Annotated in this window: 12 protein-coding genes; 5 read left to right on the top strand and 7 right to left on the bottom strand. The window is 74.7% G+C overall.

The annotated features are described in order from the left end of the window. Window positions 1-191: 191 nt before the first annotated feature. The 4 genes from ACFVXG_RS06655 to ACFVXG_RS06640 all read right to left on the bottom strand — a co-directional run bounded on the left by ACFVXG_RS06655 (window position 192) and on the right by ACFVXG_RS06640 (window position 4,468). A complete protein-coding gene (locus ACFVXG_RS06655; protein WP_387924977.1) occupies window positions 192-2,597 on the bottom strand; it encodes a peptidoglycan binding domain-containing protein in 2,406 nt (801 codons plus the stop codon). Window positions 2,598-2,836: 239 nt separating this feature from the next. Further along, complete coding sequence (locus tag ACFVXG_RS06650; RefSeq protein ID WP_387924975.1) at window positions 2,837-3,295, bottom strand: DUF6113 family protein; 459 nt, start codon at window positions 3,293-3,295, stop codon at window positions 2,837-2,839. Beyond that, a complete protein-coding gene (gene mshB, locus ACFVXG_RS06645; protein WP_387924973.1) occupies window positions 3,292-4,242 on the bottom strand; it encodes an N-acetyl-1-D-myo-inositol-2-amino-2-deoxy-alpha-D-glucopyranoside deacetylase in 951 nt (316 codons plus the stop codon). The genes ACFVXG_RS06650 and mshB overlap by 4 nt, the downstream gene beginning before the upstream one ends. Window positions 4,243-4,273: 31 nt before the next feature. After that, window positions 4,274-4,468, bottom strand: a complete 195-nt coding sequence (locus ACFVXG_RS06640) for a DUF2304 family protein (protein ID WP_380401919.1) — start codon at window positions 4,466-4,468, stop codon at window positions 4,274-4,276. A 313-nt stretch (window positions 4,469-4,781) separates the two neighbouring features. Here ACFVXG_RS06640 and ACFVXG_RS06635 point away from each other — a divergent pair, with 313 nt between their 5' ends. The 4 genes from ACFVXG_RS06635 (at window position 4,782) to ACFVXG_RS06620 (ending at window position 10,032) form a co-directional block, all read left to right on the top strand. Next, window positions 4,782-6,935, top strand: a complete 2,154-nt coding sequence (locus tag ACFVXG_RS06635; protein WP_387924971.1) for a prolyl oligopeptidase family serine peptidase — start codon at window positions 4,782-4,784, stop codon at window positions 6,933-6,935. 159 nt (window positions 6,936-7,094) lie between these two features. Next, window positions 7,095-8,045 (top strand): ABC transporter ATP-binding protein, encoded by a 951-nt coding sequence (locus tag ACFVXG_RS06630; protein ID WP_387924969.1) that lies wholly within the window; start codon window positions 7,095-7,097, stop codon window positions 8,043-8,045. Then, complete coding sequence (locus ACFVXG_RS06625; RefSeq protein ID WP_387924967.1) at window positions 8,042-8,764, top strand: ABC transporter permease; 723 nt, start codon at window positions 8,042-8,044, stop codon at window positions 8,762-8,764. Before ACFVXG_RS06630 ends, ACFVXG_RS06625 begins: the two co-directional genes overlap by 4 nt. An 8-nt stretch (window positions 8,765-8,772) precedes the next feature. Further along, window positions 8,773-10,032, top strand: a complete 1,260-nt coding sequence (locus tag ACFVXG_RS06620; protein WP_387924966.1) for a sensor histidine kinase — start codon at window positions 8,773-8,775, stop codon at window positions 10,030-10,032. Window positions 10,033-10,042: 10 nt separating this feature from the next. Here the strand turns inward: ACFVXG_RS06620 and ACFVXG_RS06615 are convergent, their stop codons facing one another. Both ACFVXG_RS06615 and ACFVXG_RS06610 read right to left on the bottom strand, forming a co-directional pair. Beyond that, a complete protein-coding gene (locus ACFVXG_RS06615; RefSeq protein ID WP_387924964.1) occupies window positions 10,043-10,537 on the bottom strand; it encodes a GNAT family N-acetyltransferase in 495 nt (164 codons plus the stop codon). Then, window positions 10,531-11,475 (bottom strand): MerR family transcriptional regulator, encoded by a 945-nt coding sequence (locus ACFVXG_RS06610; RefSeq protein ID WP_387924962.1) that lies wholly within the window; start codon window positions 11,473-11,475, stop codon window positions 10,531-10,533. Before ACFVXG_RS06610 ends, ACFVXG_RS06615 begins: the two co-directional genes overlap by 7 nt. A 64-nt stretch (window positions 11,476-11,539) precedes the next feature. Between ACFVXG_RS06610 and ACFVXG_RS06605 the strand changes: the two genes are divergently transcribed. Beyond that, window positions 11,540-12,169: a response regulator gene (locus ACFVXG_RS06605; protein WP_387924960.1), complete on the top strand. Its 630-nt coding sequence runs from the start codon at window positions 11,540-11,542 to the stop codon at window positions 12,167-12,169. A 4-nt stretch (window positions 12,170-12,173) separates the two neighbouring features. Here the strand turns inward: ACFVXG_RS06605 and ACFVXG_RS06600 are convergent, their stop codons facing one another. Next, window positions 12,174-13,082 (bottom strand): transglutaminase family protein, encoded by a 909-nt coding sequence (locus ACFVXG_RS06600; RefSeq protein ID WP_387924958.1) that lies wholly within the window; start codon window positions 13,080-13,082, stop codon window positions 12,174-12,176. Between the last annotated feature and the right edge of the window lie 13 nt (window positions 13,083-13,095).

Genomic DNA, 13,095 nt, shown 5'->3' with positions numbered 1-13,095 from the left:
GGCGTGGCTCCCGGGGTGACTGTGACGGATGGTGTGGCGTCACATCTTGCTGACCGGGAGGGGGAGTTGTCGAGGGGCGGGGCCGCCGCATCCGGGCGATGCGGCGGCCCCGCCCCTCGTGCGCGCCCGGTTCGTCGGCGGACGGCCCCGGACGGCGTTGCCGTCCGGGGCCGGGCGTCCGGTGTCCGGTGTCAGGCGACGGTGAACTTGAAGGTGCGGTCCTTGTCGCCGGTCTTGTCGAACAGCGAGGTGACGGCGTCCGCGACGTCCTGCGGGGTGATCGCGGCGGTCTGGCCGTTCTTCTTGGCCTTCACCTTGTCGAACGCGCCGTTGAGCTGCGAGTTCAGCGCGTCGAGGTCCCACTTGGGGGTGATCTTGCCGGAGGCGTCCGGGACCAGGGTGAGCGCCTTGGCGGCGGTCTTCGGGCCGAAGTCCCAGGTCTTGGCGCCGGCCACGAGGTGGATCTTCCCGTTGGTCACCTGCTTGCCCAGGCTGTCCGCCGCGGCCTGTAGGGCCTGGGTGGAGACCTTGGGCTGGGCGGCCGTGACGGCCAGGGCGATCGGCTGGTCGGGCTTGCCGGCGGCGCGGTCGCGGTAGGCCTGTTCGATCACGTCCAGTGCGGCGTTGGTGTCCACCGCCTGGCCGGCCTTGCCGGGGACCACGACCGGGTCGCCGTTGTCGGCGAACTTGACGTAGCCCTCCTGCAGGCCCTGGCCCGAGCCGGCCGCCAGCGAGTCCAGCGCGGCCTTGAGCTTGGCGCGGTCGACCCGGACCTCCGGGGCGACGGCCTTGTTGCCGCCCTGGATCGACTTGATCACGTCGACCGGGTTGTAGCTGTGCGCGGCCAGGCCGTCCACGGTGGCCGTGGTGTCGAAGCTCAGCCCGGCGACCGTCGGGTCGAGGTCGACGCTCTGGTCGCCGATCTTGAGCTTGAGCGGCTGCTGCCCGGCCTTGCCGACCGAGGCGTCCAGCGCGTGGATCGCCTGGTCGCGGCCGTTGCCGCCGATGTCCGTGCCGAGCACCACGGTGCCCCTGGGGATGTCGGACTGGTTGAGCATCAGGCCGGTGCCGTACGCGGCCGCACCGAGGAAGAACACCCCGCCGACGGCGTAGACGCCGAGCTTGACCAGCTTCTTCGCGCCGCCGCGCTTGGCCTTCGCCTTGGCCGGGGCGGCCGGCGCGGGCTTGTCCTTGGCGGGCGCGGGGCCGGTCGAGGGAGCGGGCCCGGGGACGGCGCCGGGGAGGAACGGGGCGGCGGAGCCGGGGTCGCCCGGCGCGGCCTGGGGGCCGGGGGCCGGCAGCGGGGTGACCTCGGTGGCCTCGGGGTCGCGGCGGGCCTTCCGGGGGCCGCCCGGGGCGGGCTGCGGGGCCGGCTGGGGCGCGCCCGGGAAGAGCCCGCCCGGGCCCGCCGGGGTGGCGAAGGGGTCCTGGCCGGGGGCGGCCGGGCGCTGGGTGGCGAACGGGTCGGTGCCGGTCGGGGCCGAGGCGAACAGGCCCGGCTGCGGGCGGCCGTCGGCGCCGTGCGGGGTGCCGTTGCGGTCCAGGCCGGGTATGGCGGCCGGGGGCTGGGCGTGCTCGCGGATCGGCGCGAAGCCGTCCACCGAGGTGTCCTCCGGGTTGGGCTCGGCCGACGGGAAGCCGCCCTGCTGCAGCCCGCCCTGCTGGAAGCCGCCCTGCTGGAGGCCCTGCTGGGGGTTGCGCTGCGGCAGCCCGCCCTGCTGCGGCGCCGGCTGCTGCGGACGTCCGCCGCGCGGGCCGCGCTGGTCGCGTCGGCCGGGCGCACCGCCCTCGGGGCCGGTCGGCGCGAACGGGTCGCCGACCGGCGCGAACGGGTCGGCGGCCTCGTACACCCCGGGCTCCCCGTCCGGGGCCCCGGCGCCGTACGGCGAGGCGGGGGCGGCCGGGGTGGGTGCGGCGCCCTGGTGCGGGGCCTTGCCCTGGGCGGGCAGCGGACGGCCGTTCGCCCGCGCGGCACCGCCGGCCGGAGCCGGGCGGGCACCGTTCGGGGCGGCCTGCGGACGGGCCTCGGCGGCGGTGCCGGGCCCGGCCGGGACCTCCGGCGCGCTCGGGGCGCCGACCGACACGGTGGCCGGGGCGGGCTCGGTGGCCGGGCCCTTCTTCTGCCGCGGCCGGAACCACGCACCGGTGGACTCGGCCTCCGAGGTCGCCGGCGGGATCGGCGGGATCTGCCACTCCGGCGGCAGGTTCGGCGGGGTGGCCGAGCCGGCGCCGCCGTCCATCACGCCGAGGACGGGCGAGGCGGGCGCGGAGCGGTGCCGCGGGCCGCCGGGCTCGGCGGACGGCGCCGGGTCGGCCTGGCCGTCATCGCCGCGGGCGGTCTCGTTCCTGACGGGGCTGCGGACCACGACCGGCGGGATCGGGCGCGAGCCGGGGATGTTGATCCGCACCCGGGTGGTCAGGGTGGTCTCGGTCTTCGGGCCGTCGTCCTCGCCGCCCGACCCGGTGTCGGCGCCGACCGCGGCCCGGTCGCCGCCGGGGCCCGCCGGGGTGCCGTAGGGCGGCGTGCCCGACGGGTAGGCGTCCGGGCCCGTGCGCCGGGGCGTCGGGTTGGCGTTGTCAGATTCGCGGCTGCTCAATGCTGCTCTGCTCCGGGTTCGCGGGCGGGCCGTGCGGCGCGACCGCGGTTCGTGGTCGCCGGGCCTGGGGCAAACGGCGGTCGGGTACGACGTACTGCGGGACCACCATACTGGGAAGAACTGAGCGGTGAACGGCTTCGGACAGATCCTGATACGTCCGGTTCCTCCGGTATGAGAGTACGGCGGAGTGGTCCTGACTGCGCGTTGTGCGCGCTACCGTACGCGGCCGCCCGCCCGGTTCAGCGAGGGGGGTTGGGCACGCCGGGGAACCAGCTGGTGCGGGTGGGCAGGGTGGCGCAGATCACGCCCAGGATCGAGCCGACGAACAGCCAGGCCAGCGATGTGGCGTTGGACCACAGCACGTTGTCGCCCTCCGGCCGCGGCACCATCATCAGCAGCATCGCCAGGAACCAGCCGCCCGCGGGCAGCGCGGCGCCCAGCCGGGTGCCGGTGACCCGCAGTCCGGCGTAGAAGGTCGCGGCGGTGGCGGCGAGCGCCAGCAGAACTCCCACGGGCGGCCACAGGGCCTGCACAAAGGATCCGCAGACCGACACCGCGATGCCCAGCAGGAAGAACAGGACATACGCCGCGATCCGGGCGGCGCGCGGGGGTTGGGGCTCGGCCAGCCGCTCCTCGCGGGTACCGAGGACGGCCACCGCGATCGAGCGGCTCTTCGGCTTGGCGGCGGGCGCGGTCATCGGGCGGTCCCCTCGCTCGGGATCGGGTCGGCTGCCCGGCCCGTCGGGTCGGTCGCCGGGCCCGCGGCGTCGGTGTCGAGGCCCGCGAAGAGGTCGCGCTCGGGCCGTTCCGGCCCGGCCTGGCCGCGCACCAACTGGTAGTACTCGGTGGCGAACAGCGGCTGGCCGAGGTGGTTGGAGAGCGCGAAGGAGGCGCCGGCCACGGTGATCTGGGTGGCGTGCGCGGTCAGCGCGGCGGCCTTGGCCGCGGCGTACCCGGTGCCGTCCAGCACGGTGGTGACCACCTCGTCGGCCACCACCCCGGGGACGTCGGCGGGCTGGGCGACGCCCGGGAACGACGCCTCGGCGGCGGTCGCGGCGAGCCCGGCGTCGAGCACCGTGCGGGGCATCCGGTTCCAGTACACCTTGGCGATCCGCCAGGCGGCGCCCAGCTCGGGGCGGTGCGCCGGGTCGGCGGCCAGCTCGTAGGCGCGCATCGCGACCCGGTGCGCCTGGATGTGGTCCGGGTGCCCGTAGCCGCCGTTCTCGTCGTACGTGACCAGCACCTGCGGCCGCACCTCGCGGACCACGGCGACCAGGTGGTCCGCCGCCTCGTCCACGTCCGCCCGCCAGAAGCAGCTTGGGGCGTCGTTCTCGGGCACGCCCATCATCCCGGAGTCGCGGTAGCGCCCCGGCCCGCCGAGGAAGCGGAAGTCGGTGACGCCGAGGGCGTGCATGGCCCCGGTCAGCTCGCCGATCCGGTGGGCGCCGAGGGTGTCGTCCCGATCGGCCGTCAGGTGGGCGAGCCCGGGCGGGATCACCTCGCCGCCCTCGCCGAGGGTGCAGGTCACCAGCGTCACCCGGGCGCCCTCGGCGGTGTACCTGGCCATGGTGGCGCCGTTGCCGATCGACTCGTCGTCGGGATGGGCGTGCACCAGGAGGAGGCGGCGGCCGGTAGTCGCGGTCATGGGAGGAAGCCTAACCACCGGCCCGCAGGGGTCAGAGCTTCAGGCCGTTGATCATTCCGGCGAGGTTGCTGGTGACCTGGCTGATCGACGGCGCGATCGAGCTGGACGCCAGGTAGAAGCCGAGCAGCGCGCAGACGATGGCGTGCGACAGCTTGAGGCCGGAGCGGCGGATCATCACCACCACGATGACGAGCATCAGCACGGCTGCGGAGATGTTCATGGCCATGTGGGCTCATACCCCTTCTCGGGTGCCGGCCCCTGGGGAGGGCGGCGGTGGGACCGTACGGGAACCGGGGTCGGGTGACCCGGGCCCGGGACGGGGCCCGACGATCACCCGTCCTGATCAGTCATACCCGATGGGTAAGGGGAGCATTACATTCAGTGAGTCCGCGCGCGCCGGGGCATCGGGGCACTCGTGGGGCGCATGGGCCGGTCGGAGGGGGTATGGCGCCCTTTGGGGCATCCTCGGGGGTGATGCTCCGAACGAGTGATCGTCAGTCACCCGGCAGTGGGAGTCGGCCGTCGTAGGGTCTGGTGCCATGACCTCCCACACCCCTGCGGACACCTTCCCCCGGCAGTACGCGCGGACCCAGCGCTACACCGTCGGCGCCCCCCGCTCCTTCTCCGTCGTACCGGACGGCTCGCGGGTCGTCTTCCTCCGCTCCGGCTCGGGCGGCGGCCGGGCCAACCTGCTCTGGACCCTCGACACCGCCACCGGCGAGGAGCGGATCGCCGCCGACCCGGCCGTGCTGCTCGACGGCGGCGAGGAGGACCTCTCGCCGGCCGAGAAGGCGCGCCGCGAGCGCAGCCGGGAGGGCTCGGCCGGCATCGTCGGCTACGCCCTGGACGCCGACGGCACCCGGGCCGCCTTCGCGCTGTCCGGCCGGCTGTTCATCGCCGACCTGGCCACCGGCGGCACCGCCGAACTGCCCGCCGTCGGCCCGCTGCTGGACCCGCGGCTGTCCCCGGACGGCGCCCACGTCGCCTACGCCAACACCGCCGGCGAACTGCGGCTGACCCGCACCGACGGCGGCGGCGACCGGGCGCTCGCCGAGCCGGACGGCCCGAACGTCACCTGGGGCCAGGCCGAGTTCATCGCCCAGGAGGAGATCGACCGCGACCGCGGCTTCTGGTGGTCCCCGGACGGCGAGCGGCTGCTGGCCGAGCGCGCCGACGACAGCCCGGTGCGCCGCTGGTGGATCGCCGACCCGGCCAACCCGGACCGCGAGCCCGCCGAGGTGGCCTACCCGGCGGCCGGCACCGCCAACGCCGAGGTCGGCCTCTGGGTGCTCGACCTGCACGGCGGGCGCACCGAGGTGGCCTGGGACCACGAGGCCTTCCCGTACCTGGCCCGGGTGCACTGGTCCGAGGGCGGCGTGCCGCTGCTGCTCGTCCAGTCCCGCGACCAGCGCGCCCAGCGGATCCTCGGCCTGGACGTGACCACCGGCGCCACCGAGGTGCTGTTCGAGGAGCGCGAGGAAGCCTGGCTGGAGGCCTTCCCGGGCGTGCCGGCCTGGACCCCGGACGGCAAGCTGGTCCGGATCTCCGACCACGGCGGGGTGCGGGCGCTGGTGGTCGGCGACCGGGCCGTCACCGGGGCCGACCTGCACGTCCGGTCGGTGGTCGCGGTCACCGCGCGGGAGGTGTTCTTCAGCGCCTCCGGCGGCGTCGGGGAGACCGACCCCGAGCCCGGCTGGATCGCCGTCGGCCGGATCAGCCACGACGGCAAGGACCTGGCCTGGGAGTCCGCCAACGGCCGCCCGTTCACCTCCGTCACCAGCGCGGTGCACGCCGGCGGGATCACCGTCCGGGCCACCGCCGAGCCCGACCTGCCCGGCACGCTGGTGCAGGTCGCCCGCGACCTGCCGGAGGGGGTGGTGGTCGACGACGTCGCCACCGTCGCCTCGTACGCCGAGACCCCGGTCATCACCGCCCGCCCGGTGTTCCGCTTCGCCGGCGAGCGCCGCATCCCGGCCGCCGTCTTCCTGCCCACCGGCTACGACCGCGAGCGCGACGGCCTGCTGCCCGTCCTGATGGACCCGTACGGCGGCCCGCACGGCCAGCGCGTCGTCCAGGCGCACAACCCGCACCTCAACTCGCAGTGGTTCGCCGACCAGGGCTTCGCGGTGGTCGTCGCCGACGGGCGCGGCACCCCCGGGCGCGGACCGGCCTGGGAGAAGTCCATCGCCTTCGACTTCGCCGGCGCCACCCTGGACGACCAGGTGGAGGCCCTGCGGGCACTCGCCGACGAATTCCCGCTGGACCTCGACCGGGTCGCGATCCGCGGCTGGTCGTACGGCGGCTACCTCGCCGCCCTCGCCGTGCTGCGCCGCCCCGACGTGTTCCACGTGGGGGTCGCCGGGGCGCCGGTGACCGACTGGGAGCTGTACGACACCCACTACACCGAGCGCTACCTGGGCCACCCGGCCGAGCGGCCCGAGGTGTACGAGGCCAACTCGCTGAACAAGTACGCGGCCGGTCTCGAGCGCCCGCTGATGATCATCCACGGCCTCGCCGACGACAACGTGGTGGCCGCCCACACCCTGCGGCTCTCCTCGGCGCTGCTCGCCGCCGGGCGCCCGCACACCGTGCTCCCGCTGTCGGGCGTCACCCACATGACGCCCCAGGAGGAGGTCGCGGAGAACCTGCTGCTGCTCCAGGTCGACTTCGTGAAGCGCTCGCTGGGCCTGTAGGGCCTGTAGGCCCTCCGGGTGGGCCGTCGTGCCTCCGGCATGACATCCGTCATACCGAAGGCACGACGGCCGGCACTGCCGCCGGCCCCGGCCCGGGCGGGACCCTGAGGTGGTGCGGACGGCTCCGCACGGAACACCACCAGGGAGAGGAGCCGGGCGATGGTTACCGAGGTGGCCGCCTTCCGCGGCGTCGGCAAGAGCTACGGGCGGGTGCGCGCCGTGGAGGGGCTGGACCTCGTGCTGCGGCCGGGCGAGACCGTCGCCCTGCTCGGCCCGAACGGCGCCGGGAAGTCCACCAGCCTGGACCTGCTGCTCGGCCTGCGCGAACCCGACCGGGGCAGCGTCACGCTGTTCGGCGGCACCCCGCGGGCGGCGATCGCGGACGGCCGGGTCGGCGCGATGCTGCAGAGCGGCGGGCTGATGACCGACGTCAAGGTCCGCGAGCTGGTCGAGCTCGCCTGCAAGGTCCACCCGCGCGGCCGGTCGGTCGCGGAGGTGCTGGCCGACGCAGGGGTCGGGGAGATCGCCGAGCGCCGGGTGGACAAGCTGTCCGGCGGCCAGGAGCAGCGGGTCCGCTTCGCCCTGGCGGTCGCCGGCGACAGCGACCTGATCGTGCTGGACGAGCCCACCACCGGCATGGACGTCAGCGTCCGGCAGGCGTTCTGGGCCAGTATCCGCGCGCAGGCCGACGCCGGGCGCACGGTGCTGTTCGCCACCCACTACCTGGAGGAGGCGGACTCGATCGCCGACCGGGTCCTGGTGCTGCACCGGGGCCGGCTGATCGCCGACGGCAGCTCCGCCGAGATCAAGGCGCGCGCCGGGGCCCGCCGGATCGCCTTCGAACTCCACGACGTGGACGGCGAGTTCGACGAGGCCGTGCTGCGCTCCCTGCCGGGCGTGCAGTCGCTGGACGTCACCGCCCGCGTCCCCGGAGTGCGGACGGTGCGGATCCGGACCGCGGACGCCGACGCCGGCGTCGCCGGGATCTACCGGGCGGGCCTGTACCCGCGCGGGCTGGAGGTCACCGGGGTCGGCCTGGAGCAGGCCTTCCTGACCATCACGGGCGAGCTGGACCGCCGGGCCGACGCCGAGAAGGAGAGCGTGCGATGACCACCCTGATCAAGCTGGAGATCCTGCGGACCCTGCGCAACCGGCGCTACCTGTTCTTCACCGTCCTCTACCCGGCGCTGATGTACGTCTTCTTCATCAACGCCTACGGCTCCGGCAACCAGGCTGGCGGCCTGCCCGTGAAGACCTACTTCATGGTGTCGATGGCCACCTTCGGCGCGGTCGGCGCGGTGCTCACCGGCAGCGCGCAGCGGATCTCGCTGGAGCGCAAGAGCGGCTGGACGCGCCAGCTGCGGCTGACCGCGCTGCCGGGCCGGGCGTACACCGTCGGCAAGATCGCGGCGACCGCGGTGACCACGCTGCCGGCGATCCTGGTGGTCTTCGCGGTCGGGGCGGCCCAGGGCGTCTCGCTGAGCGTGCCGCAGTGGATCGGGCTGGTGGCCGCGCTCTGGCTGGGCAGCTTCGTGTTCGCCGCGCTGGGGGTGGCGCTGGGCTACGCGGCGGCGCCGGACGCGGTGCAGCCGATCGTGATGATCACCTACATGGCGATGGCGCTGCTCGGCGGCACCTGGTTCCCGGTGAGCGGCTCGCTGGAGAAGTTCGCCCGCTTCAACCCGGTGTTCCTGTACAACAAGCTGGCCACCTTCACCCAGCCCGGGCATTCCCTGGACCTGGTCGCGGTCGCCGGACTGGCCGCCTTCTTCGCGGTGTTCGCGGCGGGTGCAGCGGTGCTGTACCGCCGTGACACCCGCCAGGCATGATGATCGACATGACTGACGCGCGCCGGACCAGGCACCCCGATGAACCGCTCGAGGCCGGCCCGGCGCGCCCCTCCTTCATGAACGTCCCCGGCGCCCCGGTGGAGACCCGGCGCCAGATGACCATCAAGGTCGCCTGGATGCTGCTGTGGATGACCTACCTGCTCTACCCGGCGGGCAACCTGCTGAACGGCGGCCACAGCGCGGCGGAGCAGGTGTTCGGCTGGATCTGCCTGGCGGTCTTCGTGGTCGCCTACGTCCTGCTGGTGATCTTCCGCTCGCAGGCGGGCATGAAGCCGCGGGCCTGCCAGGTGATCGTCGGGACGATGACCGTGCTCGCCGTGGCCGCCTCCGCGGTGCTCGGCGGCGCGTTCCTGACCATGTTCATCTACGCCTCGGTGTGCCTCGCGGTGATCACCCCGCCGAAGCACGCGCTGCGCTTCCTGGTCGCCATGGGCGCGCTGACCGCCGGAACCGGCCTGGTGACCCACGCCGACACCGACAACACCACCACCTTCGCCCTCAGCGCCTTCCTCTCCGGCGTCGCGATGACCGGCCTGCAGCGGCTGGTCGCCACCATGAAGGAACTGCGCGAGGCCCGGGCCGCCGTCGCCCACCTGGCCGCCTCCGAGGAGCGGCTGCGGCTCGCCCGCGACCTGCACGACCTGCTCGGGCACTCGCTCTCGCTGATCACCCTGAAGAGCGAGCTGGCCGGCCGGTTCATGGACGCGGGCAAGGACGAGGCGGCGCGGGCGCAGGTCGCCGAGATCGAGCAGGTCGCCCGGCAGTCGCTGATCGACGTGCGGGAGGCCGTGACCGGCTTCCGCCGTCCCACCCTGCCGGTCGAACTCGCCGCCGCCCGCACCGCCCTGTCCGCCGCGCAGGTCCGGCTGGAGGCCGCGCCGGAGCTGGTGGACGCCTGGCCGTCGCTGGCCGACGAGGAGGCGGGCGCGCTCGCCTGGGCGCTGCGCGAGGCCGTCACCAACATCGTCCGGCACGGCGAGGGCGCCACCGTCTGCACCGTGACGGCGGACGAGAGCTGGGAGGGCGGCGGCGAGCGGTACGCCGTCCTGGAGATCACCGACAACGGGCCCGGCCCGGGCAAGTCCCAGCCGGGGAACGGGCTCTCCGGCCTGGAGGAGCGCCTCGCCCTGGTCGGCGGGCACCTGGAGACCGGCCCGGGGGAGCGCGGCAAGGGCTTCCGGCTGCGGGCCTCGGTGCCGCTGCGGACGGTGCCCGCGCCGACCTCCGGGTCCTCGAAGGTCTCCTAGGGCACTGGGGTCAGGCGCCGTCCAGGTCGCGGTGGTAGCGGACGCCGGGACGGCCGTCGAGGAGGCACTCCCCGGTGGCCGTGAACCCGTTGCGGGTGAGGACGGCCGCCGAGGCCGGGTTGTCGAGGGTGGTGGCGGCCGTCAGCGAGCGCAGGCCGTAGTCGCGGGCGGCGACCCGGCGGGCCAGGGCGACGGCGGCGGTGGCGACGCCCCGGCCCGCCGCGGACTCGGTGACGCGGTAGCCGAGTTCGGCGCCGCCGTCCACGAGGTCCATCAGATTGAGCCGGCCGACCAGCGTGCCGTCCGCGTCCAGGACGAGGTGGAACCGGCAGACGCCCGCCGCCTGTTCGGCGAGCAGGGCGGCGTGCCGGCCGGCGAACCCGGTCGCGGTGAAGTAGGCGTCACCGCGGTCGGGCACGGTCCGGGCGAACCAGGCGCGGTTGGCGAGTTCGAAGGCCAGCACGGCGTCGGCGTGGTCGGGGCGCAGCGGCTCCAGGGTCAGCATCCGGCCAGTGTGCTGCGCAGGGCCTCGGTGAGCCAGCCGAATACCTCGCGCAGGCCCTCCGGCACCGGCCAGCCGTTGATGACGGCCAGCAGCTGCCAGTAGCGCTCGGCGCGCGGGTCGTCGGCGGTGGTGAGGCGCTCCAGCAGCCAGGAGCGGAGGGCGGGGTCGTCGGGGCGCTCGAAGGTCTCGGCGTAGGCGGCGGTGAGGGTGTCCAGGACGGGGCCGGCGGCCGGGGAGGAGGGCGCGATGCCCTCGGCCAGGGCCGCGCCGACCACCGTCCGTACGGTCTCGGTCAGTGCCGCGTGCAGCCCGCCCTTGTCGCCGTCCGCCCGTTCGACGGCCTGGTGCTCGGCCATCCGCCGCACCGCCGCCCGGAAGTCCGGGTCCTGGACGAGTTCGCCCAGCTCGACCCAGGCCTCGACCTGCTCCGGCCGCGGCTCGTCCGGCAGTTCGGGCATCGCCGAGCGCAGCATCTCGACGAACTCGGGGTTGGCGTCCAGGCCGCCGAAGGTCTCGTCGATGAAGTCGTGGACGAGCCGGCGGCGTTCGGTGTCGGACAGTCGGGCGAGCTTGTGCATGAGTGTCATCTCCTCCGGGGTGGACGAACGTTGGGCGACCGCGAGCAGGACGGCCCGGCGCAGTCGCAGAGTGCTGATCTGCACCTCCAGGGCTTCCGCGTGCGCCGCGACGACCTCGTGCAGCGGGGCCTGGCGCTCCAGCACCCGGCGGATCGCGGGCAGGTCGAGCCCGAGTTCGCGCAGGGTACGGACCAGGTCCAGCCGGGCGAGGGCGTGGATGTCGTAGCGGCGGTAGCCGGCGGTGGTGCGGTCGGTGGGCGGGACGAGCCCGGTGTCGGCGTAGAACCGGATGGCCTTGACGGTGAGTCCGGTGCGCCGGGAGAGGTCGCCGATCGAGTAGAGCGTTTCGCTGCCGTCCATGGGGACCACTGTGGGGTCTCCCCCTGCCGGAGACTCAAGCCCCTTTCCCTCTAAGGTCATGGCCATGGGTACTGCAGAGAACGGCCCCGGGATCCGCGTGCTGCTCGCCGAGGACCAGGGGATGGTCCGGGAGGCGCTGGCGGCGCTGCTCGGGCTGGAGGGGGACATCGACGTCGTGGCGCAGGTCGGCCGCGGGGACGAGGTGGTGGCGGCGGCGCTGGCGAACGACGTGCAGGTCGCCGTGCTGGACATCGAGATGCCGGGCATGACGGGCATCGAGGCGGCCGCCGAACTGCGCCGCCGGGCGCCGGGGACGCGGGTGGTCATCGCGACGACCTTCGGCCGCCCCGGCTACCTGCGCCGGGCGATGGAGTCCGGTGCGGACGCCTTCCTGGTGAAGGACGCGCCCGCGTCCGAGCTGGCCGAGGCGATCCGCCGGGTGCTGCGCGGCGAGCGGGTCATCGACCCGGTGCTGGCGGCGGCCGCGCTGGCCGAGGGCGCCAATCCGCTGACCGCGCGCGAGCGGGACGTGCTGGGCGCGGCCGCGGACGGCGCGGTGAACGCGGACATCGCCAAGCGGCTGCACCTCTCGGAGGGGACGGTCCGCAACTACCTCTCGATGGCGATCCAGAAGACCGAGGCCCGCAACCGCACCGAGGCGGTCCGGGTCGCCCGCGAGAAGGGCTGGCTCTGAACGGCTAGTTCAGCCGGTGGCGGGCTGCCCGGGCCTCCTGGCGGACCTTGGCGGCGGCGTCCGGGTCGTAGGCGTCCAGGATCCGCGCGTAGTCGTCCATCTCCGCCGCGCCGCCGAGGAAGTCGCCCATCCGGACCAGGAGTTCGGCCCGTTCCAGGCGGAGCTGGGCCGGGTGCCGGGGGAGCAGCAGGGCGAGTTCGGTGGCCCACAGCTGGGTGCGGGCCTGTTCGGGCCGGTCGGCGGCCCAGGCCCGGATGTTGCCGAGCACCCGGAGCACGATGTCCAGCGGCTGGGCGGGGGTGAGCAGCGCGGGGGTGAAGTCGTGTCCGGAGGCGGCGATCAGGTGTTCGACGTCGGCCGGGTCGAGCAGCCGCCCGCCGTGGAAGGGGTCGGCGAGGACGTATTCCTCGCCGCCGCCCGGGCCGCCGACCGCGACGATGAAGTGGCCGGGCAGGGCGATGCCGTGCACGGTGAGACCGGCCCGGCGGCCGACGGCCGTCCACACCAGCGAGAGCATGATCGGCAGTCCGCGCCGGCGCCGCAGCACGTCGGGCAGCAGTGAGGACTCCAGCCGCCGGTAGTCGGACTGGCGTCCGTGGAAGCGCTCCCGCCCGCCGAGCACGGCGGCGAGCAGCGCGGCGGTCTCCTCCGGTCCGGACGGCGAGCGTTCGGCCACGGCGAGCCGGACGGCCGCCGCGTGCCGGTCGAGCGCGGCCTCGCAGGCGGCCAGCAGGGTGTCCACGCCGGGCGGTTCGCCCGGATCGCCCGGGTCGAGGACCGGGACGTGCTCGGCGGCGGCGAGCAGGCAGAGCAGCACTGGGTCGGGCTGCTCGGCGCGGGCGGCGGTCCGGAAGCGGTCTCTGCTCTGCTCGGTCACGGTGACGGCGACGGCCTTCGTACGACGGACGGACAAGCGGACATACCAG

The organism is Kitasatospora sp. NPDC058162 (genome assembly GCF_042884005.1).
Classification (GTDB): domain Bacteria; phylum Actinomycetota; class Actinomycetes; order Streptomycetales; family Streptomycetaceae; genus Kitasatospora.
The sequence above is the reverse complement of the archived record's forward strand: the minus strand, read 5'-3'. Positions and strand labels throughout refer to the sequence as shown.